General features: G+C 60.3%; 22 protein-coding genes. 7 read left to right on the forward strand and 15 right to left on the reverse strand.

The window, feature by feature from the left end; translation table 11 throughout:
* Positions 1–17 precede the first annotated feature (17 nt).
* Together I6L34_RS12820 and I6L34_RS12825 are read right to left on the reverse strand one after the other, a co-directional pair.
* Positions 18–653 carry a Vat family streptogramin A O-acetyltransferase gene (locus tag I6L34_RS12820; protein WP_216954799.1) on the reverse strand — a complete coding sequence of 212 codons (636 nt, stop codon included), beginning with the start codon at positions 651–653 and terminating at the stop codon, positions 18–20.
* A gap of 23 nt (positions 654–676) precedes the next feature.
* Positions 677–994 (reverse strand): hypothetical protein, encoded by a 318-nt coding sequence (locus I6L34_RS12825; protein ID WP_005355042.1) that lies wholly within the window; start codon positions 992–994, stop codon positions 677–679.
* A 349-nt stretch (positions 995–1343) separates the two neighbouring features.
* Here I6L34_RS12825 and I6L34_RS12830 point away from each other — a divergent pair, with 349 nt between their 5' ends.
* Together I6L34_RS12830 and I6L34_RS12835 are read left to right on the forward strand one after the other, a co-directional pair.
* On the forward strand, positions 1344–2234 hold the full coding sequence (locus I6L34_RS12830; protein WP_058059743.1) for a sensor domain-containing diguanylate cyclase: 891 nt from the start codon (positions 1344–1346) through the stop codon (positions 2232–2234).
* Positions 2235–2705: 471 nt separating this feature from the next.
* On the forward strand, positions 2706–3980 hold the full coding sequence (locus I6L34_RS12835) for an amino acid permease (RefSeq protein ID WP_005340121.1): 1275 nt from the start codon (positions 2706–2708) through the stop codon (positions 3978–3980).
* A 66-nt stretch (positions 3981–4046) separates the two neighbouring features.
* On the opposite strand, the gene I6L34_RS12840 is transcribed toward I6L34_RS12835, so the two are convergent.
* Positions 4047–4685, reverse strand: coding sequence for an exopolysaccharide biosynthesis protein (locus I6L34_RS12840; protein ID WP_216954800.1), 639 nt, complete (start codon positions 4683–4685; stop codon positions 4047–4049).
* A 251-nt stretch (positions 4686–4936) separates the two neighbouring features.
* Between I6L34_RS12840 and I6L34_RS12845 the strand changes: the two genes are divergently transcribed.
* Positions 4937–5560, forward strand: coding sequence for an outer membrane beta-barrel protein (locus I6L34_RS12845; RefSeq protein WP_216956917.1), 624 nt, complete (start codon positions 4937–4939; stop codon positions 5558–5560).
* A 90-nt stretch (positions 5561–5650) separates the two neighbouring features.
* On the opposite strand, the gene I6L34_RS12850 is transcribed toward I6L34_RS12845, so the two are convergent.
* Complete coding sequence (locus I6L34_RS12850; RefSeq protein WP_216954801.1) at positions 5651–6574, reverse strand: GGDEF domain-containing protein; 924 nt, start codon at positions 6572–6574, stop codon at positions 5651–5653.
* Positions 6575–7079: 505 nt separating this feature from the next.
* Here I6L34_RS12850 and amt point away from each other — a divergent pair.
* Positions 7080–8507, forward strand: a complete 1428-nt coding sequence (amt, locus tag I6L34_RS12855) for an ammonium transporter (protein ID WP_058054153.1) — start codon at positions 7080–7082, stop codon at positions 8505–8507.
* Positions 8508–8577: 70 nt separating this feature from the next.
* Here amt and I6L34_RS12860 read toward each other — a convergent pair whose 3' ends face one another.
* The 9 genes from I6L34_RS12860 to I6L34_RS12900 all read right to left on the reverse strand — a co-directional run bounded on the left by I6L34_RS12860 (position 8578) and on the right by I6L34_RS12900 (position 16712).
* On the reverse strand, positions 8578–9045 hold the full coding sequence (locus I6L34_RS12860) for a glycine zipper 2TM domain-containing protein (protein WP_005340126.1): 468 nt from the start codon (positions 9043–9045) through the stop codon (positions 8578–8580).
* 97 nt (positions 9046–9142) lie between these two features.
* The gene (locus I6L34_RS12865) at positions 9143–9640 is read right to left on the reverse strand and encodes a GNAT family N-acetyltransferase (protein WP_021231619.1); all 498 of its coding nucleotides are present in this window, start codon (positions 9638–9640) and stop codon (positions 9143–9145) included.
* A gap of 112 nt (positions 9641–9752) precedes the next feature.
* Positions 9753–10157: a nitrous oxide-stimulated promoter family protein gene (locus I6L34_RS12870; protein ID WP_005340128.1), complete on the reverse strand. Its 405-nt coding sequence runs from the start codon at positions 10155–10157 to the stop codon at positions 9753–9755.
* Positions 10158–10244: 87 nt separating this feature from the next.
* Positions 10245–12047, reverse strand: a complete 1803-nt coding sequence (locus tag I6L34_RS12875) for an aminopeptidase P family protein (protein ID WP_058056335.1) — start codon at positions 12045–12047, stop codon at positions 10245–10247.
* A gap of 33 nt (positions 12048–12080) precedes the next feature.
* The gene (locus tag I6L34_RS12880) at positions 12081–12746 is read right to left on the reverse strand and encodes a GntR family transcriptional regulator (protein ID WP_058056336.1); all 666 of its coding nucleotides are present in this window, start codon (positions 12744–12746) and stop codon (positions 12081–12083) included.
* Between the two features lie 193 nt (positions 12747–12939).
* Positions 12940–14565, reverse strand: coding sequence for a phosphoenolpyruvate carboxykinase (ATP) (gene pckA / locus I6L34_RS12885; RefSeq protein WP_058056337.1), 1626 nt, complete (start codon positions 14563–14565; stop codon positions 12940–12942).
* A 149-nt stretch (positions 14566–14714) separates the two neighbouring features.
* The gene (hslO, locus tag I6L34_RS12890; RefSeq protein WP_216956918.1) at positions 14715–15599 is read right to left on the reverse strand and encodes an Hsp33 family molecular chaperone HslO; all 885 of its coding nucleotides are present in this window, start codon (positions 15597–15599) and stop codon (positions 14715–14717) included.
* Between the two features lie 77 nt (positions 15600–15676).
* Positions 15677–16075, reverse strand: a complete 399-nt coding sequence (gene hslR / locus I6L34_RS12895; RefSeq protein ID WP_005356527.1) for a ribosome-associated heat shock protein Hsp15 — start codon at positions 16073–16075, stop codon at positions 15677–15679.
* 256 nt (positions 16076–16331) lie between these two features.
* Positions 16332–16712, reverse strand: a complete 381-nt coding sequence (locus I6L34_RS12900; RefSeq protein ID WP_005340143.1) for a hypothetical protein — start codon at positions 16710–16712, stop codon at positions 16332–16334.
* Positions 16713–16897: 185 nt separating this feature from the next.
* On the opposite strand from I6L34_RS12900, the gene I6L34_RS12905 reads away from it, so the two are divergent.
* Positions 16898–18286, forward strand: a complete 1389-nt coding sequence (locus I6L34_RS12905; RefSeq protein WP_216954802.1) for a phosphatase PAP2 family protein — start codon at positions 16898–16900, stop codon at positions 18284–18286.
* Positions 18283–19368: an AI-2E family transporter YdiK gene (gene ydiK / locus I6L34_RS12910; protein ID WP_216954803.1), complete on the forward strand. Its 1086-nt coding sequence runs from the start codon at positions 18283–18285 to the stop codon at positions 19366–19368. Before I6L34_RS12905 ends, ydiK begins: the two co-directional genes overlap by 4 nt.
* 234 nt (positions 19369–19602) lie before the next feature.
* Here ydiK and I6L34_RS12915 read toward each other — a convergent pair whose 3' ends face one another.
* On the reverse strand, positions 19603–20061 hold the full coding sequence (locus I6L34_RS12915; RefSeq protein ID WP_216954804.1) for a hypothetical protein: 459 nt from the start codon (positions 20059–20061) through the stop codon (positions 19603–19605).
* A gap of 570 nt (positions 20062–20631) precedes the next feature.
* Here I6L34_RS12915 and dhaR point away from each other — a divergent pair.
* Positions 20632–22533, forward strand: coding sequence for a dihydroxyacetone kinase operon transcriptional regulator DhaR (dhaR, locus tag I6L34_RS12920; protein WP_216954805.1), 1902 nt, complete (start codon positions 20632–20634; stop codon positions 22531–22533).
* 95 nt (positions 22534–22628) lie between these two features.
* Here the strand turns inward: dhaR and I6L34_RS12925 are convergent, their stop codons facing one another.
* On the reverse strand, positions 22629–23711 hold the full coding sequence (locus tag I6L34_RS12925) for a glycerol dehydrogenase (RefSeq protein WP_216954806.1): 1083 nt from the start codon (positions 23709–23711) through the stop codon (positions 22629–22631).
* Positions 23712–23741: the final 30 nt, after the last annotated feature.

Below are 23741 nucleotides of genomic sequence, written 5' to 3' on the forward strand. Positions count from 1 at the left end.
CTTGATGGTGGTTGTCTCTAACGGGTTGCCGCTTCCAGCGCGGCTATCTCGCCGCCGCTTATAAGCGGCAGGTTGCGGCTGATCAGCTCTACCGGCCAGTCCCACCAGGCGATGGCGTTGAGACGGGCGATGGTGTCGTCGTCGAAGCGGTAGCGGATCACCTTGGCGGGATTGCCGCCGACCACGGTATAGGCGGGCACATCGCCGGTGACCACGGAGCGGGCGGCGATGATGGCACCGTTGCCGACTTTTACTCCCGGCATGATCAGGGCGTCATAGCCAATCCAGACATCGTTACCGATCACGGTATCCCCCTTGTAGGGGAGGCTGCCCGGGGCGGGGGCGGCGCTTTCCCAGCCGTTGCCGAAGATAAAGAAGGGGTAGGTGGAGAAGCCGGAGGTCTGGTGGTTGGCGCTATTCATGATGAACTTCACCCCGCGGGCGATGGCGCAGAACTTGCCGATGATGAGCTTGTCGCCGATGAAGGGGAAGTGGTAGATGACGTTGCGCTCGAAGCCCGCCGAATCCTCCGGGTCGTCGTAATAGGTGTAGTCACCCACCTCGATATTGGGCCCCTTGATGGTGTTCTTGATAAAGCACACCTGGGGAAAGCCGTTCATGGGGTGGGGATTGGCGGGATCGGGTCCGTGCATCCGGGCTCCTTGGGTTGGCCGGGCTAGAGCGCCGGGAAGTAGCAGGCGCTCATGTCGATGGGGTGATCTGGGCAATTGGGTAGATAGAATTGCCAGCCTGCATCGGAGAAAGCGCGCAGTTCGGTTTCGACAAACTTGATGGCGAGGCTCAGGGCCTGCAGGCTGTCGATGCCGTAGATAAAGGTCTTGTCGCTCAGCCCCGCCAGCTTCACCTTGCAGCGCCAGTCACCGCTGGCGGACTTGGGATCCGGCTCGGGGGCCTTGATGGCGATCTTGAGGGTGAGCTGTTCCCCTTCGGTGCTGATGGCGTCGAAGCGGGCGGTAACGATGGCGTTTTTCATCTGGCGATTCCTTTTCCGTGGTACAGCCCCTGCGGTTGCGGGTGGCTGGCGTTCCTGATGGCTGATGAGGTGAAAACTGGACTCAGGACGGCCAGCGTAAATGAACTTGTGAGTTGAAACAATGGGATATGCGTGACCGGGTGAGGGGGCTTTCGCCGCCGTGAGCGAGCGCAGTGGCGGGAGTGGGAACGCGCTGGCCACCTGTGGTGGCCGAGAGGCTGGCGGGCTGCTAGATGTAAAGGATTGTTGGCTGTGGACGCAGATCTTTCTGTTCTGCCGATGAGGGCGAGCGAGTCCTCTTGAGGCAGAATATCTCCCCCCTGTTTGACGTTGAAGTACAGGAGTCTCCGTGGCGCTTTCGGTAACCCAGCTTTATGAAGTGATGGCCCAGTTGCCAGATCCCGTCTTTATCCTCAGTGAAGATGGCTATTACGTGGAATATATCGGCGGTATGGAGCAGCAATCCTATCACGATGGCAATCCGCTGGCGGGCAAGCAGCTGGCCGATGTGCTGCCACCCGAGATGGCCATATGGGTCAAGGCGCAGGTAGCAGAGTCGCTGGCGAGCGGTCAGGTGCTAGTGGTGGAGTATGAGCTCTCCGCCGCCGAGGTGGGGGGGATTAATGCCGCCGCCGGGCCGCAAGGGATACAGCGTTTTGAGGGCAAGATTGCGCCGCTACCCTCCCTCTATGACGGCAAGCGGGCGGTGGCCTGGGTGACCCGCAATATCACCCGCCAGCACGAGTTGCAGCAGCGACTGCTGCGCCAGAGTGAAACCGACCAGCTGACTGGCCTCCATAACCGCCGTTTCTTCTTCGAGCACTGCCAGCCGTTGCGGGCAGGGGAGGCGCCCTGTGGTCTTATCATGCTCGACATCGATCACTTCAAGCAGATCAACGATCACTACGGCCATCAGCAGGGAGATCGGGCCTTGCAGCGCTTCAGTAGTTGTATCGATGCCCTGTTGCGGGCGGATGACCTCTTTGTGCGCAGCGGTGGCGAGGAGTTTCTGATCCTGCTGCCGCGGATCGATGAAGCCGGTTTGCTGCAGATGGCGGAGCAGATCCGTGCCGCCGTCGAAGCGTTGCCTGCCGATCCGGTCGCCATTACGGTCAGTCTGGGCACAACCCTGGTGCAGCCGGAGGAGGAGATCAATCAGGCGCTGGCTCGGGCCGACGAGTGGCTCTATCGGGCCAAGCGGGCAGGCCGCAACCGGGTGGCGCACTGCCCGGCAGGTTGAAAGTGCCGCCCCGGTCGCTGTCGGAAATAGCCTGCGCTTTTACTCTGAATAAATTGGCTGACATCACTGTCAATTAGTAGAAAAGTTGGCCGTATTATTTAACTCATATTCCACAGCTTAAGGTGTTAATATTATCGGCCTGATCGCTGGTCTTATTTGTGTTGTTGGGCAACAGCATGAGGTTTTATCGGTATGTTATCAAACAGGCGTGAATCTGGTTTTGGGTGACGAATGTGATACATCCTGTTGTCTTTTGAAACATTCCGATTCAAACAGTCATGAATTATTAACCTTGACCCGGATAGCGATTTCAACGATGGTAGCGTGGCAGCTCCGTTTCTCTCCGGTGGCCCTGTTGGCCGCTGGCGGCGTTGTTTTTTCATGTGCAGGGCGATATGCAACGACATATCTCCAGCCTGTTATTCGGGCCAATAAAAATAATGATGACAGATTAATAAGGTATATATTGCAATGAGTGTTTCTATTGCTGAAAAGAGTAACCCTGTTTCAAAATTGAAATGGGAGAAAAGCGATTCGGTATGGACCATGGGCCTATATGCCACTGCTGTCGGTGCCGGTACGTTATTTCTCCCTATTACGGTTGGCAGTAATTCTCCGGTTATTTTGCTGTTTATTTTATTGCTGGCTTTTCCGCTCTCTTATTATTCCCACCGGGCATTGAGCCGCTTTGTGCTCTCCAGCTCCCACAAGGAGGGGGATATCACCCATGTGGTGGAGGAGCACTTCGGTGCCAAGGCGGGCAAACTGCTGATGCTGGTCTATCTGATGGCCTTCTACCCCATCATTCTGGTCTACAGCATCTCCATCACCAATGCGATTCAGAGCTTCGTGGTTCACCAGCTGGGGGATGCCGAGCTTCCGCGCGGCTTGCTGGTGCTGGGGGTGATGCTGGGCCTGCATCTGGTGCTGCTGGCCGGCAAACAGATCGTGGTGTCGGCCATCAGCGTGCTGGCGCTACCGATGGTCGCCTTTCTGATTGGCCTCTCCATCTATCTGCTGCCCCAGTGGAGCCTCTCCTATTTCAGCGAGAGTCAGGCGGTGGACTGGCGTGATCCGGCGTTCTGGAAATCCCTCTGGCTGATCGTGCCGGTGATGGTCTTCTCCTTCAGCCATGCGCCCATTATTTCTTCCTTCAGCGCAGCGCAGAAAAAGCGTTGTCAGGAGAGTGCCGACCTGCGTGCCAAGCGGATCATCAAGTGCAGCAGCATGCTGATTTGCGGCAGCGTGCTCTTTTTCGTGGTGAGCTGCGTGATGAGTCTGAGTCAGGCGGAGATGGCGCTGGCCCGCACCGACAATATCTCCGTGCTGTCGGCGCTGGCGAACAAGTTCTCCAACCCGCTGATCGCCTATGTGGGGCCACTCATCGCCATTCTGGCCATGTCCAAATCCTTCCTCGGCACCTCCATGGGGGTGAGCGAGGGGACGGTGAGCATGGTGAGCGGTGCCTGTCAGGGGCTGGGGCTCTCTCTCAAGGAGTCGACCATCGCCCGGGTGTCATCGGTGATCCTGTTTATGGTGACCGCCGTCATCACCTATCTGAACCCCAATGTGCTCGACATCATCGAGCGCGTCAGTGGCCCGCTGATCGCGGTGATCCTGTTTCTGCTGCCGGCCTGCTCCATCTATCGCTTGCCCGCACTCAAGCGTTATCGCGGGCCGAGTACCCTTTTTGTGTTGGTGATGGGGCTGCTTGCCATCTCGGCCCTTATCTACGATCTGCTTTGACCGGGCGGTATCCCGCACAAATCAAAAAGGGCGACCATCTGGTCGCCCTTTTTCTGTGCATCGGGGTTAGCCGAGCAGGCCGCTGGCGCTCTGGCCCGCCATCAGCAAGCCGATGGCCAGCACGCTGAACCAGATCAGGGTTGCACTTACCAGCAGATAGCCGCTGGCGACGAACAGACCGTCCCGCTGCAACATGCCGGTGGCCAGCAGCAGGATGGCCCAGGCAGGCATGGCGTTGGTGAAGGGGATGGCGCCCAGGGGCAGCATCAGCAGCAGGGCGGCCAGCATGATCAGCAGGCCGTTGCAGCGGTTGACCGTGTTGCTGCCGGTCAGCACCAGCAGGCGTGGGCGGATAACGCGATCGACCCGGGCCAGCAGATCCGCCCCCTTGTGCAGGGTCGGCTTGAGCTGGTCGGCGGCGAAGCGGCGCTCCATCAGGATGGCGGGCAGCCAGGGCACCCGATTGAGGGTGATGCCGATGCCGATAAAGAGGATCAGCAGGCCAAACGGGGTGCTGACCCCGGGAATGGAGACCGGCAGCAGGAAGGGGACGGTGAGCAGGACGCAAAACAGCAGCATGCCCTGTTCGCCCACCAGCTCCAGCATCTGGCGCAGGCTGATGTGGCTCTCGTCGATGGCATGCGCGGTGGCCCGCAGGGTATCCGCGAGGGTGGTTTGGGGGTCGTGAAGTTGCGCGGCAACCATTCCCTGATGTCCTTCTGAGTGGTGATAACGGGCCCCGATGACCCGATTTGGCGCCAGCATACGTGGCAGAGGTTAACCGTCGATGAATGGTGGCAGGGGGGCATAGCGGCGCCAGTGGGGCGGCTCGGCGGAGGTTCTGGCGAGGGGGACATCGCGCGATGAAAGTGATCCGGTACAGCCGCCGTTTAGGATGGGCGCAGGATGCCTCTGGTATGCTTTCTGCACAATCACACAGGGAGCAGGGGATGATGATGAAGAGAGCCGGGATAGCGATGATGGGGTTGTTGCTGCCACTGGGGCCGGTCTGGAGTGCCGAGGGCGCGACCACATCCGGTTGGCAGGTGACGCCGTTTTTCGGCTACAGCTCGTCCATCGACTTCGAGAAGAGTGACGAGGTGGTGCAGCCGGTGCCGGTCTCGGCCTCGCTCGATTCACTGCAGGGGCAGGGCTCCGGCATCTGGGGCTTCTTTATCAGCAAGGAGGTGGATGATCCCGGCATGATTGAACTGCTCTACAGCCATCAGTCCACCACTCTCTCTCCCGACCTGCCGGATCGCCTGACGGTGGACACCCTGCACTTTGCCGGTGCGCTTACTCTCTCTGACAACCTGATGGCGCCCTATATCGGCGCCGGGATCGGGGTGACCCGCTTTGCCGCCTATGACAGCGAGGTGGCCCCTTCCATGTCGCTGGCGCTCGGGGTGCAACCGCGTCTCACCGAGCATCTGGCCTTGCGGGCCGAGGTGCGCGGCTATGGTTCGCTGGTTAACGACAACAACCAGTTTCTCTGCAACCCGGAGCAGTGCGTGTTCAAGGTGCGCGGGGAGCTGGTAACCCAGTGGCAGGTCAATATCGGTCTTACCTTCCGCTTTTAGGCGAGGGGATTTTCCCTATGAAACAGGGGCCATTAGGCCCCTGTTTCAGCAGCAATGTTTCGCCGTGATCGGCAATCAACCTGCAGATCTTCATACCTCCTTGTTAGTCGGCATCGCCCATACCGCGCAGTTTCTGCCCGCCTCCTTGGCGCCATAAAGCGCCTGATCCACCCGTTTGAACAGCGAGACTGCCGGCTCCTTGGGCTCGCGGATCCCCACTCCCAGGCTGACCGTCATGGTATGGGCTGGGTCGAGTGCTATGGTGCGGGTCGCAGTGAGCAGGGTGTTGGCCAGTTGCTGTAGCTCGGCTTCGTGGGCGACGGGCAGCAGCAGGGCAAACTCTTCACCCCCGACACGGGCCGCCAGCGCACCGGGCGGGCAGTGCTGTTGCAACAGCTCGCCAAACTGCTGCAACACCCGATCCCCGATATCGTGGCCGTAGTTGTCATTGATCAGCTTGAAGTGATCCAGATCCAGCAGGATGAGGGCGTGGCAAATCCCCTGTTCCAGAAACAGCTGCTGATGAAAGTAGCGCCGGTTTGGCAGCCGGGTCAGATCGTCAAACAGCGCCTGTTGTCTGAGCTGGGTATTGATGTGAAAGAGGTGGTGCATGGTGCTCAGGATGCCGATGCTGCTGAGCAGGATGCCGCTGGATCGCAGCAGATCCTCGGCATAGATGGCGAGCCAGAGTGGCTGTGCCACCAGCTCATCCATGATGTCGGCGGTGGCTCCCATGATCCACAACATCAGACCGCAGGAGAGCATGCGGTAGGTGTGGGTGGGCAGGTGGGCGCACTGTACCACCCAGAACAGGAACAGCATGGTGAGCCAGTTGATCACCTCGAAGCCAAAGCTGACGGCGTAAAAGCGCTCGTAGGGAAAGTGGGGCAGCAGCAACAGATGCAGGGCCATGATGGCCAGCATCACTATCCCCAGCAGCGCGATGTGGGCGCGATGCTCCCGGTCGAGGTGACGGTAGTGGGAGAGGCTGATGTCGAGACGATCGAACTGCATGGTGTTCCTCGGATTGGGACTGCCATCAGGTTGCAAACAAGAGGCTGCGTAATGGCATGCCGTGGTCGGATAACAGGAAACGGCTGGTCTGTCAGTGTAAACGAGCGGGCCCGCAGCGCGCGATATCGATGACGTCAGCTTGTGGGCTGGCTCCGGGTTTGCGCACTTCTGGTGCGCGACGTATCGCCTGCCCTGTGACAGGGCGACCCTGGGCAGGTTAGCGCAGTTCATGCGCCAAATTGGTGCATTGATGATGCGCGACCTTGCTAATGCAATGATTTAAAAGAATTTAAATTTGTGGCCCGCTTTATGCTTTTTACATGTCAGACGGTCTCTTGCGGTCATCGACGGCAGACGCAGTGATGAGGAAGTGGCAAGAGGCATCCCCGTGCCGGGCACGGGTGTGATTCTGGCGGGTTGCTGCAACACCTTGCGGCTCGCCACAGATTCAATCAGGGAAACGGAGCCGGTCTCGTACCGGTACGACAGGGAAGGAGAGTGCTCTATGGTCAAAAAATGGATGATGGCGGGTCTGACGATGTTGCCTGCCTTGCTGGTTACCCCAAGTTGGGCCGAAGAGGTCGCTCAGGTACAGGCGGCGGTGGCTCCGGTTGCCGCCGTGACAATCAACAAGGGTGACAACACCTGGATGCTGCTCTCGGCGGCGCTGGTGATCCTGATGTCGATCCCCGGTCTGGCTCTCTTCTACGGTGGTCTGGTGCGGGCTAAAAACATGCTGAGCGTGCTGATGCAGGTCTTTACCCTGTTCTGCCTCATCTGCGTGCTCTGGGTGATCTACGGCTATTCGCTGGCCTTTACCGAAGGGGGCAATTTCTACGGCTCCTTCAGCAAGGTGCTGCTCAAGGGGGTGACCCCTGACTCCATCGCCGCCACCTTCAGCAAGGGTGTCGGGATCAGCGAGCTGATCTATGTGGTGTTCCAGGGGGCCTTTGCCGCCATCACCTGCGGCCTTATCGTGGGGGCGTTTGCCGAGCGCATCAAGTTCGCTGCCGTGCTGCTCTTCTCGGTGATCTGGTTCACCTTCGCCTATATCCCGCTGGCTCATATGGTGTGGTACTGGGCGGGTCCGGATGCCTATACCAGCGCCGAGGCTGCGGCCACGGCGACTGCAACTGCCGGTTATCTGTTCCAGCATGGTGCGCTGGACTTTGCTGGCGGCACAGTGGTGCACATCAACGCCGCCGTGGCGGGTTTGGTGGGTGCCTATCTGGTGGGCAAGCGTCTGGGCTACGGTCGTGATCCCATGACCCCCCACAGCCTGACCATGACCATGATCGGCGCCTCCCTGCTCTGGTTCGGCTGGTTCGGTTTCAACGCGGGCTCCGCGCTGGAAGCCAACGGTATCGCCGCACTCGCCTTTATCAACACCTGGGTGGCGCCGGCTGCAGCAGCTCTCTCATGGACGCTGGCCGAGTGGGTGATGAAGGGACGTCCCTCCCTGCTGGGTGCGGCATCCGGTGCGGTGTCCGGTCTGGTGGTGATCACCCCGGCAGCCGGTTTCGTCGGTGTGGGCGGTGGTCTGGTGATGGGTCTTATCAGTGGCGTGGCGGGTCTGTGGGGTGTCCACGGTCTCAAGCGCCTGCTGGGTGCCGATGACAGTCTGGACGTGTTTGGCGTACACGGGGTGTGCGGCATTCTCGGCGCCCTGCTGACCGGCGTCTTTGCCAGCCCGGATCTGGGCGGCACCGGGGTGTGGGACTATGTCACCAATCAGGTGGCCGAGGGCTACTCCATCCTGACTCAGGTGAAGATCCAGGCTATCGGGGTCGGTGTCACCCTGCTCTGGTCCGGTGCCGTGGCGGCGATTGCCTTCAAGGCGGTCGACATGCTGGTGGGTCTGCGGGTGAACGGCGATGCCGAGCGGGAAGGGCTGGATGTCACCTCCCACGGCGAGAAGGCTTACAGCATGTAATCCCGAATGCCAGACAACAAAAAACCGCCGGGATCGGCGGTTTTTTTATGACTCGAGAGCTGCAAAGCCCTTAGTTCACGACGGCCACGTTGATGCTGCCATTGCCCTGGGTCATGCGCACACGGGCGCCCGGGGTGAAGGTGGGGCTGGCTTTTTGTACCACCACGATGGCTTCGCCGTTCTCTTTCTTGATCTCCAGCTCGACGCCGTCGACCTGATTCATCTTGTTGCCGATGGCGTTGCCTGCCGCTGCACCGGCGATGGCGCCGCCTGCGGCTGCGATGTCTCGTCCGGTGCCGCCACCGACTGTGCTGCCCAGCAGGCCACCGACTACGGCGCCGCCAATGGTGCCAATCAGGGAGTTCTCATCGGCCTGGATCTTCACCGGGCGGGTGGAGATGATGGTGCCGTAGCTGACGGTCTGCACCTGTTTGGCGCGGTCTTTGGTGTAAACATCGCCAGAGTAAACGTCACTGTTGGCGCATCCGGTGATGGTGGTTGCTGCCAGCAGGGCAATAAGGGTCATACGCTTCAACATGGTGGGCCTCCTGGGCTGCACGTAATTTGAACAATCCGGTTGATGAGTGAACTTTACTCCAACCCCGTCACACATGAAATCGGCAAAATGTAACCAATTATGCGTTCTGTAACCGGTTTTGTCCTTGAATCGCAGCTGTACCGGAGAGGGTTTTAACCAGCAGCAGACGGTCTTCTCCGGGGCCGAAATAGTCGGCTATTTCCGCCTGCAATGTGTAACCGAGCCGGTAGTAGAGGCGCTGGGCCGGATTGGCCGGATCGACTGTGAGCCGCAGTTCGCTGATCTGCAGCGCCTGCTGGTTGGCCTCCATCTGGCGCATCATTCGTTCCGCGAGGCCGAAACCGCGTGCCTCGGGCAGTACCGCCAGCGAGAGTACCCAGCCTTGCGACCGCTCCTGACCAAATCCCCCCAGCACATACCCCACCAGCTGCCCCTCGTATTCGGCCACCAGCAACAACTCGGGCCACAAATCCATCGCCTGACGGAAGAAGAAGGCGGGATAGACATCTTCGCCAAACACCTTGGCATCGATCTGCCAGATGGCGTGCATGTCATTGTGGGTAGCGGTGCGTAGCAGGGGCGGGTTGTGGTGCATCAGGACTCCATTGGCAGCAAACGGATCGGCAACGCCGCTGACCTTGGGGTCAACGGCAAAAAAGGAGTCATAGGGTAGTGGTCATCCCCTGCCGGATGCAAGGGATTGGCGGTTATGGCGGCAGGGGGCGGCTCTGGGGCAGTTTGGGGGCCTTGCGAAAGCCGTCGAGCAGGTGGCGGAGGGTGAGCCAGGGGTGGCGCAGCAACATGCGCGGGCCGCTCCACTTCATCACCTGCTGGATCTGTTTGCGCATCGCCGGGGCGTAGCAGTGGATATTGCAGTTGGCGCAGGTGGGTTTGTGGCCGTGGCCATAACGGCAGCGACGAAGGCGCTGATGGGCGAAATCCCGCAACTGGCGACAGTGGCGGCAATGGGGATCCTGATGATGGTGCTGGCAGTAGAGGCGGATCATGGCGCTGACCGTCTGCTGCTCGCGCATGAGTCTGGGATGGTCACTCGCCTTTTTGCTGGCTGCGGCGTGTGAGCCCCGGGCTGGGCTGGCATGATGACTTTTCATGGCCGCCATTCTCCTGACCTGCTCGCTTTGGGTGTTGATACAGGTCAAAAGGGGGGATAAAAAACAGGGCCCGCAGGCCCTGTGTCATCAGATGAGGCTGGTTGCCTGCTCCAGCCAGGCGAGATCTTCGCCCTCGAGCAGCGGGCTCAGGCGGCGGAACACCTCGACATGGTATTCGTTGATCCAGCGGAATTCGGCCGGGCTCAGCAGGCTGCGGTCGATCAGGCGGGTATCGAACGGCACGTAGGTCAGGCGCTCGAAGCCCAGCATCGGCAGCTCGCCAACCTGTTCCAGCTCGGTCACGACTACCAGGTTCTCGCAGCGGATGCCGAAGCCATCTTCACGGTAGTAGCCCGGCTCGTTGGAGAGCACCATGCCCGGTTGCAGGGCAACCATGCTCCCTTTCGGCGCGATGCGCTGGGGCCCTTCGTGGACACTCAGGAAGTGGCCGACGCCGTGACCGGTGCCATGGTCATAGTTGTAACCGGCCTGCCACAGCGGCATGCGGGCCAGCACGTCGAGCTGGATACCGGCGGTGCCACGGGGGAAGCGGGCCTGATCCAGCGCGATATGGCCCTGCAGTACGCGGGTAAACATCGCCTTCTGCTCGTCGCTCACCTCACCCACCTTGATGGTGCGGGTGATGTCGGTGGTGCCATCCATATACTGGGCGCCGGAATCCAGCAGATAGAGGCTGTCCTGGCCAAACGCGCGCGGGGTGCCGTTGGTATGGTGGTAGTGGCACATGGCGGCGTTGGGGCCGAGCGCGGAGATGGTATCGAAGCTCGGCTCGACGTAGTGCTCCTGCTCGCGGCGGAACGCTTCCACCTGATCGGCCAGGGTGCCTTCATCCACCCCCTCGAACTCGCCGGAGGCGACCAGCCGATCCAGCCAGGCGAGGAAGCGGGTCATGGCCACACCATCGCGCAGGTGAGCGGCGCGCATGCCGGTCAACTCGATCTCGTTCTTGCACGCTTTCGGCAGCATGGTGGGGTCTTGCCCTGCCACCAGAATGGCACCCGCCTCTTCCATGACGAGCTGGGTCCAGGCGTTGGCGCTGTCCGGATCGGCCAGCACCTTCTGCTGATCTTCACCGATGCGCTGCAACACGTCGCCCAGCTTGTCGATGGGGTAGACGGAGACATCCTGCCCCACGTGTTGGGTAAAGGCGAAGCAGTCAATTTTGTCGGTATCGACGAAGAAATCCATGCTGGTGTTGGCGTAGAGCACCGCAAAGCCCAGCACCACCGGCAGCCGGTCGATATCGCGGCCGCGCAGGTTGAGCAGCCAGTTGATGGGCTCGGCCTGGGTCAGCAGCACCGCATCCAGCCCGCGCTTGCGCAGGTCGGCCGCCAGCTGTTCACGTTTGGACTGGCTGGACTGGCCCGCCAGCTCCTCGCTGTAGAGGATGACCGGGCTCTTGGTCGGCTCCGGGCGATCGCTCCAGTTCAGGTCGATGGGGTTCTGCTCGACGCGGATCAGCTCGATACCGCGCTCGGCCAGCACCGCTTTGGCATTCTTGTACCAGGTCAGGCTGTGCAGGCGGGCATCGAAGCCAACCCGGGAGCCTGACGGCAGCTGCTCGGCCAGCCACTGCACATGAGGATTTTCAATGAGGTGGAGGAATTCGAACAGTTCGGCGGGGGTTTGCATCCGCGCCTGCACCGTATAGCGACCATCGACAAAGAGGGCTGCTCGCTGGGCCATGATGATGGCGACCCCGGCAGAGCCGTTGAAACCGGTGATCCAGTCAAGCCGCTCGGCATAGGCGGGGATGTACTCGCCGAGGTGCTCATCATCGTGGGGGACGATAAAGGCGTCCAACTCCTGCATGGCCAGCTCGGCCCTGACTTGGGCGACGCGGGTTTCAATTATCTCGAAATTATTCATGTCGTTAGTGCCAGATGGTTGCTATATGAGTGTTCAGTTTTTATGGCCGCTGGCCAGGATCCGCTTGATCGACTGACCCGCTGCTTCGATATGCTGCCTGAGCAGCACCACCGCCTCGTGTTTGCGTCGGGCGCGGCACAGTTCCAGCAATTGGGCGTGTTCACGCTCCGCCTTGTCCACGCCGTCGCTGGCAAACAGCAGCTCGAAGCGGACATAGCGGTCACAGCTCAGATTGATCTGGGCGATGAGATCCAGTGCCTGGGGGCGACCGGCTGCCTGATAGAGGGTGGCGTGAAAGCTGTGGTTCAACTCGGCCCAATGTTCGATCTGGGTGCCTGACTCCAGGGCGTGATCAAACTGGGCGAGGATCGCCTCCGCTTGCGCGAAGGTGGCTTCCGTCATCTTGTCGACGGCGTGAAACAGGGTATCGGCTTCCAGCAGCGCTCGCAAATAAAAGAGCTCTTCGATGGCCGAGGCGTCCAGCATGGTGACCACGGCGCCGCGATGGGCTTCGAACTTGACCAGCCCCTGCGCTTCCAGCTGCATCAGGGCTTCACGCACCGGGATGCGGCTCACGGCCAGCTCTTTGGCAATGGCATCCTGACGCAAGGGGGCGCCAGCGGGGAACTCCCCACGGAGGATCCGGCCACGGAGGTTTTCCATCACCATCTGGGTTCGGGTCTTGTAGGGTGGGGTCATGGTCGGGTCACGATTGGGCGTTACAGAATTGTATATTGTATAAAGTTTGGCTGAATCTAACCTGTCACAACAGGCAAAGGCAAGGTTTTGCCCCCTTTAACGGGGGCGATGGCGGCGTTCGGGGCTCCACAAAAACAAAAATGCCGGTCAGCGTGGCTGACCGGCATGATGTCACTGATACGAAGCGAGCCTGTTACAGCTGCGGGCCTGCCGCAACCAGACGTTTGCCTTCATCGTTATCGGTGAAGCGCTCGAAGTTCTTGATGAAGCGCCCGGCCAGATCGACGGCCTTGGCATCCCACTCGGCCTTGTCGGCGTAAGTGTCGCGCGGGTCGAGGATCGCCGGGTCCACATCGTGCAGCGCGGTCGGGATCTCCAGATTGAAGATCGGCAGCACCTTGGTCTCGGCCTTCTCGATGGAGCCATCCAGGATGGCGTCGATGATGGCGCGGGTATCCTTGATGGAGATGCGCTTGCCGGTGCCGTTCCAGCCGGTGTTGACCAGATAGGCCTCTGCACCTGCCGCTTCCATCCGTTTTACCAGCTCCTGACCGTACTTGGTCGGGTGCAGGGAGAGGAAGGCTGCGCCGAAGCAGGAGGAGAAGGTCGGAGTCGGCTCGGTGATGCCGCGCTCGGTACCGGCCAGTTTGGCGGTGAAGCCAGACAGGAAGTGGTACTTGGTCTGCTCCTTGGTCAGTTTGGAGACCGGAGGCAGCACGCCGAAGGCGTCGGCAGTCAGGAAGATCACCTTGGTGGCGTGACCTGCCTTGGAGACCGGCTTGACGATGTTGTCGATGTGATAGATGGGGTAGGAGACGCGGGTGTTCTCGGTCTTGGAGCCATCATCGAAGTCGATGGTGCCATCGGCAGCAACGGTCACGTTCTCCAGCAGCGCATCGCGACGGATGGCGTGGTAGATGTCCGGCTCAGCCTCTTCGGAGAGCTTGATGGTCTTGGCGTAGCAGCCCCCTTCGAAGTTGAACACGCCGTGGTCATCCCAGCCGTGCTCGTCATCGCCGATCAGCTGACGCTTGGGATCGGTGGAGAGGGTGGTCTTGCCGGTGCCGGAGAGGCCGAAGAAGATGGCGACGTCGCCGTCCTGACCCACGTTGGCGGAGCAGTGCATGGAGGCAATGCCGCGCAGGGGCAGGAAGTAGTTCATCATGGAGAACATGCCCTTCTTCATCTCGCCACCGTACCAGGTGCCACCGATGAGCTGCATCTTCTCGGTCATGTTGAAGGCAACGAAGTTCTCGGAGTTGAGACCCTGCTCCTTCCAGTTCGGGTTGGTGCACTTGGCACCGTTCATCACCACGAAGTCAGGCTTGAAGGTTTTCAGCTCTTCATCGCTCGGACGGATGAACATGTTTTTCACGAAGTGTGCCTGCCAGGCCACCTCGGTGATGATGCGCACGGCCAGGCGGGTATCCGGGTTGGCACCGCAGAAACCGTCGACTACAAACAGGCGCTTGCCGGAGAGCTGTTTGGTGACCAGCCCTTTCAGATGTGACCACACTTCCGGGGTAATCGCTTTGTTATCGTTTTTACCCTGGTCAGACCACCACACAGTATCCTGGGTAGTGGCATCTTTGACGATATATTTATCTTTCGGGGAGCGACCGGTGAAGATACCGGTGTTTACGTTGACGGCGCCCAGCTCGGTCACCACACCGCGCTCGAACCCTTCCAGGTCAGGGCGTGTCTCTTCCGCGAAAAGCTGCTCGTAAGAGGGGTTGCGAACGATTTCTTGGCTGTTTTTGATGCCGTACTGGTCCAGTCCTAATTGTTGGGCCAGGGTGGGTTCTGCCACGATTGTCATTGTATTCTCCTGGGTTCAGAGGTTGGTAGGGTTCTATCTGACGGTCATCCTATCACTTAGGTGGTAGAGTTTAGCGATCGCCATCAAACTTTATAAAATAGGGTATTTTTTTGTTATTAAAGTTAAAGGCGGGTTTTGCCCGCCTTTAATTAGTGTAACTGGTTTGCATCATTGCCGGGAGCCCTGCTGAACAGGGTTTCGACATCGATCCCATTAAATTGGTACTGGGCGCCGCAATAATCACAGTGCATGTCGATCTTGCCGAGCTCCTGCACCATCTCTATCACCTCTTCCTTTTCTATCTGCAACAGAGCCCCTTCGCAGCGCTCGCGGGAGCAGGTGCAACGGAACTCGACCGCCTGCGGATCGAACACCCGCACCTTGTCCTGATGGTAGAGACGGTAGAGGATCTCTTCTGCCTGCAGGCCGAACAGCTCTTCATCCTTGATGGTGCTGGTGAGCTGGGTCAGGTGATCGAAATCGTTGCTGTGATCCTCGCTCTGGGCGGGCAGCTCCTGCAGCATGATGCCGGCAGCGCGCGGTTCGCCTTCATGGTAGCCGGTGCGGATCCACAGCTTGGTGGCCAGCTGTTCGGAGCGGGCGAAGTAGTGCTCCAGGCAGCCTGCCAGGGTGTCGGCGTCCAGCGCTATGATGCCCTGATAGCGCTCGCCCTGCTCCGGGGTGATGGTGATGATCAGCTGGCCATTGCCAATCAGGCTCTGCAGCTTGCCATCGCTCGGCAGTTCGCCTTCATAGCGGGCCACGCCGCGCAGCTGCTGGTTGTTGTCACCGTTGATCACGGCCAGACGCACCGGGCCATCGCCCTGCAGTTGCACCGTGATGGAGCCTTCAAACTTGAGGGTGGCGGTCAGCAGGCTGGTGGCGACCAGCAGCTCGCCCAGCAGCTTTTGCACCTGCACCGGATAGTTCTGGGCTTCCACTACGTGGCGGTAGGTGTGATCCAGCTGGACCAGCTCGCCACGCACTTCGTACTCTTCAAACAGATAGCGATACAGCAGATCTTGGTTGCTCATCATGTATTCCTGGCTTTTCGGTGAGGTAAATCGGGCGGGCTGGGGTTGATGCCAGCCCGGTATCAAATCGGGGTCGGTCAGTACTGTTTGACCTTGAGCAACTGGCGTCGCTCCTGCTTGTCGGGGCGGCGCTCGGGGCTGGGGGCAAACTGGCTGTTGAAGCGGCGCGCCTCGCTGTTCTCGGCCCGTTTTTTCAGGCTCTCGGCGGTCTCTTCATAGAGCTGCTGGGCCAGCGGGGCCGATTTGCGCTGCTCGCTCAAGGCCAGCACCCGCACTTCGCGTTCGTCCTGCCCCTGCCAGAAGCGGATCAGTGCCCCCACTTCCACCTGTTTGCCCGGTTTGCTGCGCTGACCATTGTAGTGCACCTTGCCCCCGTCGATCTGATCCCGCGCCACGGAGCGGGTCTTGTAGAAACGGGCTGCCCACAACCACTTGTCGAGACGAACCTCGAGGGCACTTTCTGCATGATTGGGCATGAACAGGCTCCATAACGGGGAAAAGAGGTGGTCGATTATACCAGAGCACGGGGTCGGGATAGAAATCGGGCCGCCGCCGCGCGGGGCGCAAACCATGTCAAGGTGATGCAACATATAGGCAGTTTGCTGATTCAAAAGGGAAAGCCGCTGCTTTATCGGGTATTCATGGGGGCTGGGAAGGGCCTTCATACCGCGCATATAGCACTGCCGCCCCGGTTGGGGGCGGCAGTGTTCACATCCATCAACCATGTCAGAGTCAGAAGTGATCGTGCTGATCCGGCTTCTTCTGGTCGTGGGGGCCTTCGCTGTGGGCGATGGCGGTGCGGATCAGATCAACCCCGGCGCGGATAATCAGCACCCCCATGTTGACCAGCTTGACGCAGACCCACATGAAGGTGATGAGCAGGATCAGCTTGAGCACGGTCTGGAACGCTTCCAGGAAGTTCTGCTCCAGCTGGGCGGTCAGGCCGTTGGCGCTGGTCATCAGCCAGGTGTAGACCTCGCGCACGAACGGGATGCGGCTTGGCATCTCCAGCACATCCAGTGCGGCAGGGAGCGCCTGGAAGATGACGATGCTGCCGAACAGGATCAAAATGACACCGATGGCGATGCCGAGGAAAAAGCCGAACTGTCTCATGGAGGGCTCCAGCGTTTGCTGCATGAAATTGAAGATAGCCGCCAATAGTAGGGAGTGCCCTGCTTCATCGCAATCTTCCGTGCACCGCCAGCGCGGCGGGAACGGCGGCAATCCGGCCGCTACCGTTGCCCAACTATCTGATTTCTGGGAGGCTTGTCGCCATTGTGCATAGGGAAAGCAAATTGATGTCGAGAACCCTCTTTTTACTCTTGCTGGCACTGTTTGCCGCTCTGCCAGCCCTGAGCGCCGAACCGGCGACACCGACGGCAGCGGCCTGCGCTATTCGTCATCAGGATCAACTGCTGCTGGTGCAGGATCGCATCTCCTCCCGCTACAGCCTGAGCGGTGGCTATATCGATGGCGGCGAGAGCCCGCAGCAGGCGGCGCTGCGCGAACTCTTTGAGGAGACCGGCTTGCGGGGGGAGGTGGTGCAGGAGCTGGGCCGCTGGCAGCGGGCGGTTATCTTCGCCTGCCGCACGCTGGAGCCTATCGTCGCCCAGCAAGATTCCGATTTTGTCTCGCTGCTGAAGGCCCCCAATCTTGGGGGAGAGATCCTTAACGCCCGGCTGATCGCCATCGACCAGCTCCCCCGCGAGCAGCGCCGTTTCCCGGATCAGCTCGACTGGCTGCAATCCCGACTGGATAAGGTGCCGGAGAGCGAGGTGCGCTGGCAGGCCGATTTCGTGATGCAGGGCAATGCGCTGCATCAGGTCGAGATCCCACTGATGCAGCGCCTGCAGCAGTGGCTGGGGCCCGATGTCTGGTGGCTGTCGGTCAGCAATCTGTTTGGTTCAGGCGGCTTTCAGCTTGCCCTGATACCTTTGCTGCTCCCGCTGCTGGGATGGCCGCGGCTGCGCCAGTTGCTGTTCGCCATGCTCTGGCTCGGGCTGCTGGTGCAGGCGAGCAAGGAGGGGATCGGCTGGCCGCGCCCCTTCCATCTGCAACCACTGCTGGCGACCCAGAGCGCCCAGGGCTTTGGCATGCCGAGCGGCCATACCGCTTCGGCCCTGCTGTTCTGGGGGGCGCTGCTTGGCTGGCTCTGGCCGACCCACCGCTGGCGGGCGCTCTCGCTGGCCCTGTTGCTGGCGCTCACCACAGGTCTGGCGCGGGTCTGGCTCGGGGTGCACTTTATCTCCGACGTGGCGGTGGGCCTGCTGATAGGCACCTTGCTGCTGGCGGTTCGTCCCTACTGGCGTGCCGACAGGCAGTCGGCGGCTTGGCTGCTGCTGATTGCATCTGCGCTGGCGTTCGGTGGGCTGACCCAGTCGGCCTATCTGACCGGGATCGGCATGGCGGCCCTCGGGATCTGGGTTGGCGGTTTGCGCTCACTGACCCGCGGCGGTTATCCCCCCATTGTGACCGGCGCGGTCACGCTGGCGGGGGGCGCTCTGATCGGGGCGGGGCTCTGGGCGCTACCGCTGCTGACCAGCAGTTCGCTGGCCATCCTGCTTGGTCAGTTTGTGCTCTTTTTCGGGCTGGGGCTCTGGTTGAGCGCTGGCCTCTGGTGGATACTCTCTTTCTTGAAATGCGACACACGACCCAAGGGCAACGGCTCTGACAAGGGAACTCTATGAATGTGAAAAAAGTGGATTTGGCCAAGATAACCCTGGGGGTGCTGTTTCTCAGCATCCTGATTATCTCCTGTTTCCTGGTGTTGCAGCCCTTCCTGCCTGCGCTGGTGTGGGCCACCATGATCACCATCGCCACCTGGCCGCTGATGCTGATTGTGCAGCGCCTGTTGTGGGGCAAGCGCACCCTGGCGGCCCTCTTTATGACGCTGGTGCTGCTGCTGATGTTTGTCATCCCGCTATTTATGACGCTGGCCAATGTGGCGGAGAAGGCGCCCATGCTGATCGAGCTGGGTACCCATATCAGCCAGTCACCGCCGCCGGAGCTGCTCTGGCTGCAACAGATCCCGCTGGTGGGCGACAAGCTCTATGACTTCTGGCAGCAAATTCTGGCGAGCGGTGGTCAGGTGCTGTTTGCCAAGCTGGCCCCCTATTTCGGTCAGACCGCCCGCTGGTTGGCCTCTCAGGCCGGTAATCTGGGGCTGTTGTTTGTCCACTTCCTGCTAACGGTCGGTATCTGCGGTGTGCTCTATCATTCCGGTGAAGTGGTGGCGACCGGCATTCGCCGCTTCGCCCACCGGCTGGCGGGTCAGCGTGGCGACAACGCTACAGTGCTGGCTTCACAGGCGATCCGTGCCGTGGCGATGGGCGTGGTGGTGACCGCACTGGTGCAATCCTCGGTGGCCGGTGTCGGCCTGCTGATTGCCGGTATCCCCTACGCCATGGTGCTGATGGTGGTGATGTTCCTGCTGATCGTCGCCCAGATCGGCCCCTTCCCGGTGCTGTTGGCCTGTATCGGCTACCTCTACTGGAGCGGCGACACCACCTGGGGCACCTTCCTGCTGGTGTGGTCACTGATTGCGGGCACCATGGACAACTTCCTGCGCCCCTTCCTGATCAAGCGGGGCGCCGACTTGCCGCTCATCCTCATTCTGGTGGGGGTAATCGGCGGCTTGCTGACCATGGGGATCATCGGTCTCTTTATCGGCCCGGTAGTGTTGGCGGTGGGCTACACCCTGCTGGATGCCTGGATCAAGGAAGATGACCAACCGGCGACCGCAGCGGTTGAAGCGCCCAAGGCCGAGTGACGATTCAGTAAAAAGACGATTCAGTCTCCATCTATGATGCAAAGAGCCGCCCGGTGTGAACTGGGCGGCTCTTTTGTTTGTGGTGATCGTGGTTTATGGCGATCGAGTCAGATTGGTTGATCCACACTAACCTGCATATCCCATATATGACCGTCCCATGCCGGTTCGATTACGCCTTACGGCTAATAGAATCTGCGGGCTCGTTAATGACCTATCTTGAGACGATGGTTATATTTATTGTGCAGAACTCAATAAATTACCTACCCGAGTTAGTAAGTTATCAAGGCTTAAGGCAGAACTAATTAGTTGACCTGCAGCATCTTTTGCCCCACTTTTCAAAAACGATAGCAATTGTTCCCCAAGAGTATCAGAACTATTTAGAGAATTTGGCACTGACTTAAGTAGCTGTAATCCTTTTATTGATAGAGTTACACTTGAACTATTGTGATGTTCAATAGTGCCTATCACGTAACCTGTATCGATTAACCATTTGATGGTATCGCAATAGAACTGGCGATCATCTTCTGATAAATCAGACGGTTCTCTCCACACTCCCTCATCATCTACTCCTCCTTGCTCAGTGCATTCGAAAACATGATAAATATCGACGTGACTTCTGACTGGGAATTTTCTGTATAGCTCTGCAAGGATTAAAGCCACTAACTTGTCAAACTTCTTTATATTATTTTCCACAGAACCTCCGAAGGTAGAATGGTGATTAGGTAGCAATCAATTTGAATGTTTTAATAAATTTCAATATAGCCTGGAATTACATGAATTAAATTGGAGTGATTTTTTGTTTTTTAGTTAGTTTTGATTGCATTTTATTGGTACTTTTGGGGGACCATTTTCCCTGTGGGACAAAAATACGCTCTTGGAGCCGCAATGGAAAGAACTACCCAGTTTCCTCCTATATGAATAACTCGGGAGTGTGATCGAAATGACACCCCATATGGCGTAGTTGGCCAAGATGCGGAATGGCGGCTGGTTCAGAGACTTGTGGTCAACAGAAATGGGCGGAGACAAATAACCCGGGGCGTGGCAACGCCCCGGGTTATCAGTGGGTAGGAGGGGGTCAGGCGGGCGGGCTGGTGAATGGTGATGCAGTGAATGCCGCCACCACCGGTGACCTTGTCGCCTAATTCGCGTGTGAACCCGACCGGGAGAATGACGGGCTTGCCACCCTCTGAGGCAGGTCACTGAATCGGGTGCGCTGGCGTGGTTAAATGGTCGGCTCACATCTTGCCGGATATTGCTGTGACCATGCCATCTGACCTTCAGCCGCTGCTCGCTTGGCCTGACTATCTGCAGGCATCCTGGCTGCGCTGCGCCCACCAGACCAGTGCCACCCTCTGGCATCCGCCCCACAGCGCCAAGGGGCAGACCTTGCAGAGCCTGCGCCAGCGCAAGCGCGACCTGCTCACCACCGGCGAGATGGCCCTCGAAGATCTCTACGAATTTATGGAGGGGCGCCCCTGCGCCCTGCTGCTCACCGACGAGAGCGGCTGCCTGCTGGCCCAGACCGGTCATCCCGACACCCTGCGCGAGCTGGCGGCGCTGGGGTTTGGCCCCGGCGCCTTTTTCAGCGAGGGGCGCATCGGCACCAATGCCATCAATCTGGCGGCGCTGGAGGGCGTGCCGCTCTGCGTCAGCGGCCCCCAACACTTCAATCAGACCCTCCACCCGTGGCACAGCTGCGCCAGCCCGGTCTACAACAGCAATGGCCGTCAGGTCGCCATCATTGCGTTGATTTGCAAGGTGGAGGAGGCGAGCGCCGGCGATCTGGCGCTCACCGTCAGTGCCGGGCGTGAGCTGGCCCATCTGCTGCAGATGGAGACCCTGATGCAGGAGTCCCAGCACCACCTGAGCGAACTGTACGCCCTGCTCGATGGCATGGATGACGGCGTGCTGGCCTGGGATCCGCAGGGCCGACTGCGCTATCTCAACGCGCTGGCGGCCAACCGGCTGCGGCTCGATCCGGCGCTCTGTCTCGGCCAACCGCTGGAGCAGCACCTGCTGTTGCCCCAGCGGTTGCAGCTGGCCATCAGGGGGCAGACGCCGCTCAGTCATGTGGAGGTGACGCTGGAGCGGCTCGGTGGGCAGGAGGGGGAGTTTATCAATGCGCTGGTGAGCCTCAAGCCGCTGCCGGGGCCGGAGGGGGTCAGCTTTATCGCCCTGCTGCACCCGGTCGATCGGCTGCGGGCCATTCACCAGCTGCGCCAGACGGTGCCCGAGCTGTCGGCGCTGGTGGGGGAGTCGAGCGCCATGCGCAAGCTGCTGCGCTACGCCCGGCAGGCGGCCCAGAGTCAGGGGCCGATCCTGCTGCGCGGTGAGGAGGAGGTGGGCAAGGCCCAGTTGGCGGAGGCGATCCACTTTGGCAGCGAGCGGGCCGCCGGGCCGCTCATTACCCTAAACTGCAAGGCGCTGCCGAGCGAGCGGATGGCGCTGGAGCTGATGGGCTCCGACGAAGCGGGGCAGGAGCGGGCAGGCAAGTTCGAGCTGGCCCACGGCGGCACGTTAGTGCTGGAGCAGGTAGAGTGTCTTTCCGCCCCCATGCAGGCGGCGCTGCTGCAACTGCTCAAGACCGGCCGCATTCAGCGCTTCGATTCGGCCCGCATCCTGCCGCTCAAGGTGCGGATCATCGCTACCAGCAGCGCCCCGCTGGAGCAGCTGGTGCAGGAGGGGCTGTTTGGCCGCCAGCTGCTCTATGCCTTGCAGGCGTGCGAGCTGTGGCTGCCTGGGCTGCGGGAGCGCGCGGCGGATCTGCCGGGTCTTATCAGCCAGCAGTTGGCGGCGCAGGGTCGCGAGCCGGTGCGCCAGTTCAGTCCGGCGGCCCTCGATTGCCTGCTCGCCTATCCCTGGCCCGGCAATCTGGGGGAGCTGCGCAGCGCCGTCGAGCATGCCCTGCTTCACGCCGGTCAGGGGCCGATCCCGCCCGAGGCGCTGCCTGCCGCCATTCGGCACGGTTATCAGCGGGTGGCGGACGAGGTAGTGGGGCAACCGCTGCTCACGCTGGCGGAGTTGGAGCGGCAAGCCATTTTGCGCTGCGCTCACGCCTGCAAGGGGCAGGTGAGCCAGATGGCCCAGCATCTTGGCATCAGTCGCACCACCCTCTGGCGGCGGCTCAAGCTGCTCGAAATTGATCCCGCCGACTATCACGGCTGATGGCTATTGAGGCCGTTGCAAACCGGCCCGTAGAAAACGAAAAGGCCCCGCAGTTGCGGGGCCGTTTTTATATGGCAAGGTCAGTGGTGGCGCTGCTACAGCCCCAGTTGGTGGGCGGTGACGATGGCCGCCAGCACATCCTCGGCAGTGACCTTGAACGGCATATTGTGGATGGTCTCGCCCTCGGCGGTAGAGGCTTTGGCCACCTCCATCAGGCGCGCCATATCCAGCTCCTTGACCCCCATCATATGCAGGTTGGTCGGCAGGCCAACCGAGCGGCAGAAACCCAGTACGGTTTCGATCTCCGCCATCGGGGCGTTCTCCAGCACCAGCTGCACCAGGGTACCGAACGCCACTTTCTCACCGTGGTAGAGGTGGTGACACTCGGCCAGCTGGGTCAGGCCGTTGTGGATGGCGTGGGCGGCGGCCAGCCCGCTGCTCTCGAAGCCGATACCGCTCAGGTAGGTGTTGGCCTCGATGATGTTCTCCACCGCCTTGGTGCAGAGCCCCTGCTCCACCGCCAGCTTGGCCTTGTAACCATCGGCCAGCAGAGTCTTGTAGCAGAGCTCGGCGATGGCCTGCGCCGCCAGAGTCGAAGCGCCACCGGCCATGGTCTGGCAACCGGAGACCTTGTTGGCGCGCGCCTCGAAGTAGGTGGAGAGCGCATCCCCCATGCCGGAGACCAACAGCTGCACGGGGGCGCGGGAGACCACGCCGGTATCCATGATGACCATGTTGGGGTTGGTCGGGATCATCAGGTATTCGCTGAACTGCCCTTCCGGGGTGTAGATGACCGCCAGTGCGCTGGTGGGGGCATCGGTGGAGGCGATGGTGGGCACTATGACCACCGGCACCTTCTGGTAGAAGGCGACCGACTTGGCGGTATCCAGCGTCTTGCCGCCGCCGATGCCGATGATGACGTCAAAAGGGGTCTGCTGGCAGCGGGCCAGCAGGCGGTCGATCTCGGGGCGGGAGCACTCGCCGTTGAAGCAGTCGAACTCGGGCTTGATCCCCGCGCCGTGGAAGCTGGTGGCCACGGTATCGCCCACCAGCTTGGTGACGAAGGCGTCAGCCAGGATCAGCGGCTTGCTACCGAGCGCCTTGACGTAGTTGCCGATATTGGCGAGGGCCCCGTTGCCTTGTACGTATTTGCTGGGGCTGATGATGATGCGGTCCATATTCTATCCCTCTCTTTATCTATTAAGACT

This window comes from Aeromonas sp. FDAARGOS 1404, assembly GCF_019047085.1.
In the GTDB taxonomy this organism is placed as follows: Bacteria; Pseudomonadota; Gammaproteobacteria; order Enterobacterales; family Aeromonadaceae; genus Aeromonas; species Aeromonas veronii.

Excerpts from the sequence above, each read along its gene's own strand:
- I6L34_RS12835 (WP_005340121.1), top strand. The coding sequence starts at position 2,706 with ATGAGTGTTTCTATTGCTGAAAAGAGTAACCCTGTTTCAAAATTGAAA.
- I6L34_RS12840 (WP_216954800.1), bottom strand. The coding sequence starts at position 4,685 with ATGGTTGCCGCGCAACTTCACGACCCCCAAACCACCCTCGCGGATACC.
- I6L34_RS12865 (WP_021231619.1), bottom strand. The coding sequence starts at position 9,640 with ATGCACCACAACCCGCCCCTGCTACGCACCGCTACCCACAATGACATG.
- I6L34_RS12845 (WP_216956917.1), top strand. The coding sequence starts at position 4,937 with ATGAAGAGAGCCGGGATAGCGATGATGGGGTTGTTGCTGCCACTGGGG.
- hslR (WP_005356527.1), bottom strand. The coding sequence starts at position 16,075 with ATGCCCAATCATGCAGAAAGTGCCCTCGAGGTTCGTCTCGACAAGTGG.
- amt (WP_058054153.1), top strand. The coding sequence starts at position 7,080 with ATGGTCAAAAAATGGATGATGGCGGGTCTGACGATGTTGCCTGCCTTG.
- pckA (WP_058056337.1), bottom strand. The coding sequence starts at position 14,565 with ATGACAATCGTGGCAGAACCCACCCTGGCCCAACAATTAGGACTGGAC.
- I6L34_RS12825 (WP_005355042.1), bottom strand. The coding sequence starts at position 994 with ATGAAAAACGCCATCGTTACCGCCCGCTTCGACGCCATCAGCACCGAA.
- I6L34_RS12870 (WP_005340128.1), bottom strand. The coding sequence starts at position 10,157 with ATGAAAAGTCATCATGCCAGCCCAGCCCGGGGCTCACACGCCGCAGCC.
- I6L34_RS12880 (WP_058056336.1), bottom strand. The coding sequence starts at position 12,746 with ATGACCCCACCCTACAAGACCCGAACCCAGATGGTGATGGAAAACCTC.
- ydiK (WP_216954803.1), top strand. The coding sequence starts at position 18,283 with ATGAATGTGAAAAAAGTGGATTTGGCCAAGATAACCCTGGGGGTGCTG.
- I6L34_RS12925 (WP_216954806.1), bottom strand. The coding sequence starts at position 23,711 with ATGGACCGCATCATCATCAGCCCCAGCAAATACGTACAAGGCAACGGG.
- I6L34_RS12900 (WP_005340143.1), bottom strand. The coding sequence starts at position 16,712 with ATGAGACAGTTCGGCTTTTTCCTCGGCATCGCCATCGGTGTCATTTTG.
- I6L34_RS12860 (WP_005340126.1), bottom strand. The coding sequence starts at position 9,045 with ATGTTGAAGCGTATGACCCTTATTGCCCTGCTGGCAGCAACCACCATC.
- I6L34_RS12820 (WP_216954799.1), bottom strand. The coding sequence starts at position 653 with ATGCACGGACCCGATCCCGCCAATCCCCACCCCATGAACGGCTTTCCC.
- I6L34_RS12905 (WP_216954802.1), top strand. The coding sequence starts at position 16,898 with ATGTCGAGAACCCTCTTTTTACTCTTGCTGGCACTGTTTGCCGCTCTG.
- dhaR (WP_216954805.1), top strand. The coding sequence starts at position 20,632 with ATGCCATCTGACCTTCAGCCGCTGCTCGCTTGGCCTGACTATCTGCAG.
- I6L34_RS12875 (WP_058056335.1), bottom strand. The coding sequence starts at position 12,047 with ATGAATAATTTCGAGATAATTGAAACCCGCGTCGCCCAAGTCAGGGCC.
- hslO (WP_216956918.1), bottom strand. The coding sequence starts at position 15,599 with ATGAGCAACCAAGATCTGCTGTATCGCTATCTGTTTGAAGAGTACGAA.
- I6L34_RS12850 (WP_216954801.1), bottom strand. The coding sequence starts at position 6,574 with ATGCAGTTCGATCGTCTCGACATCAGCCTCTCCCACTACCGTCACCTC.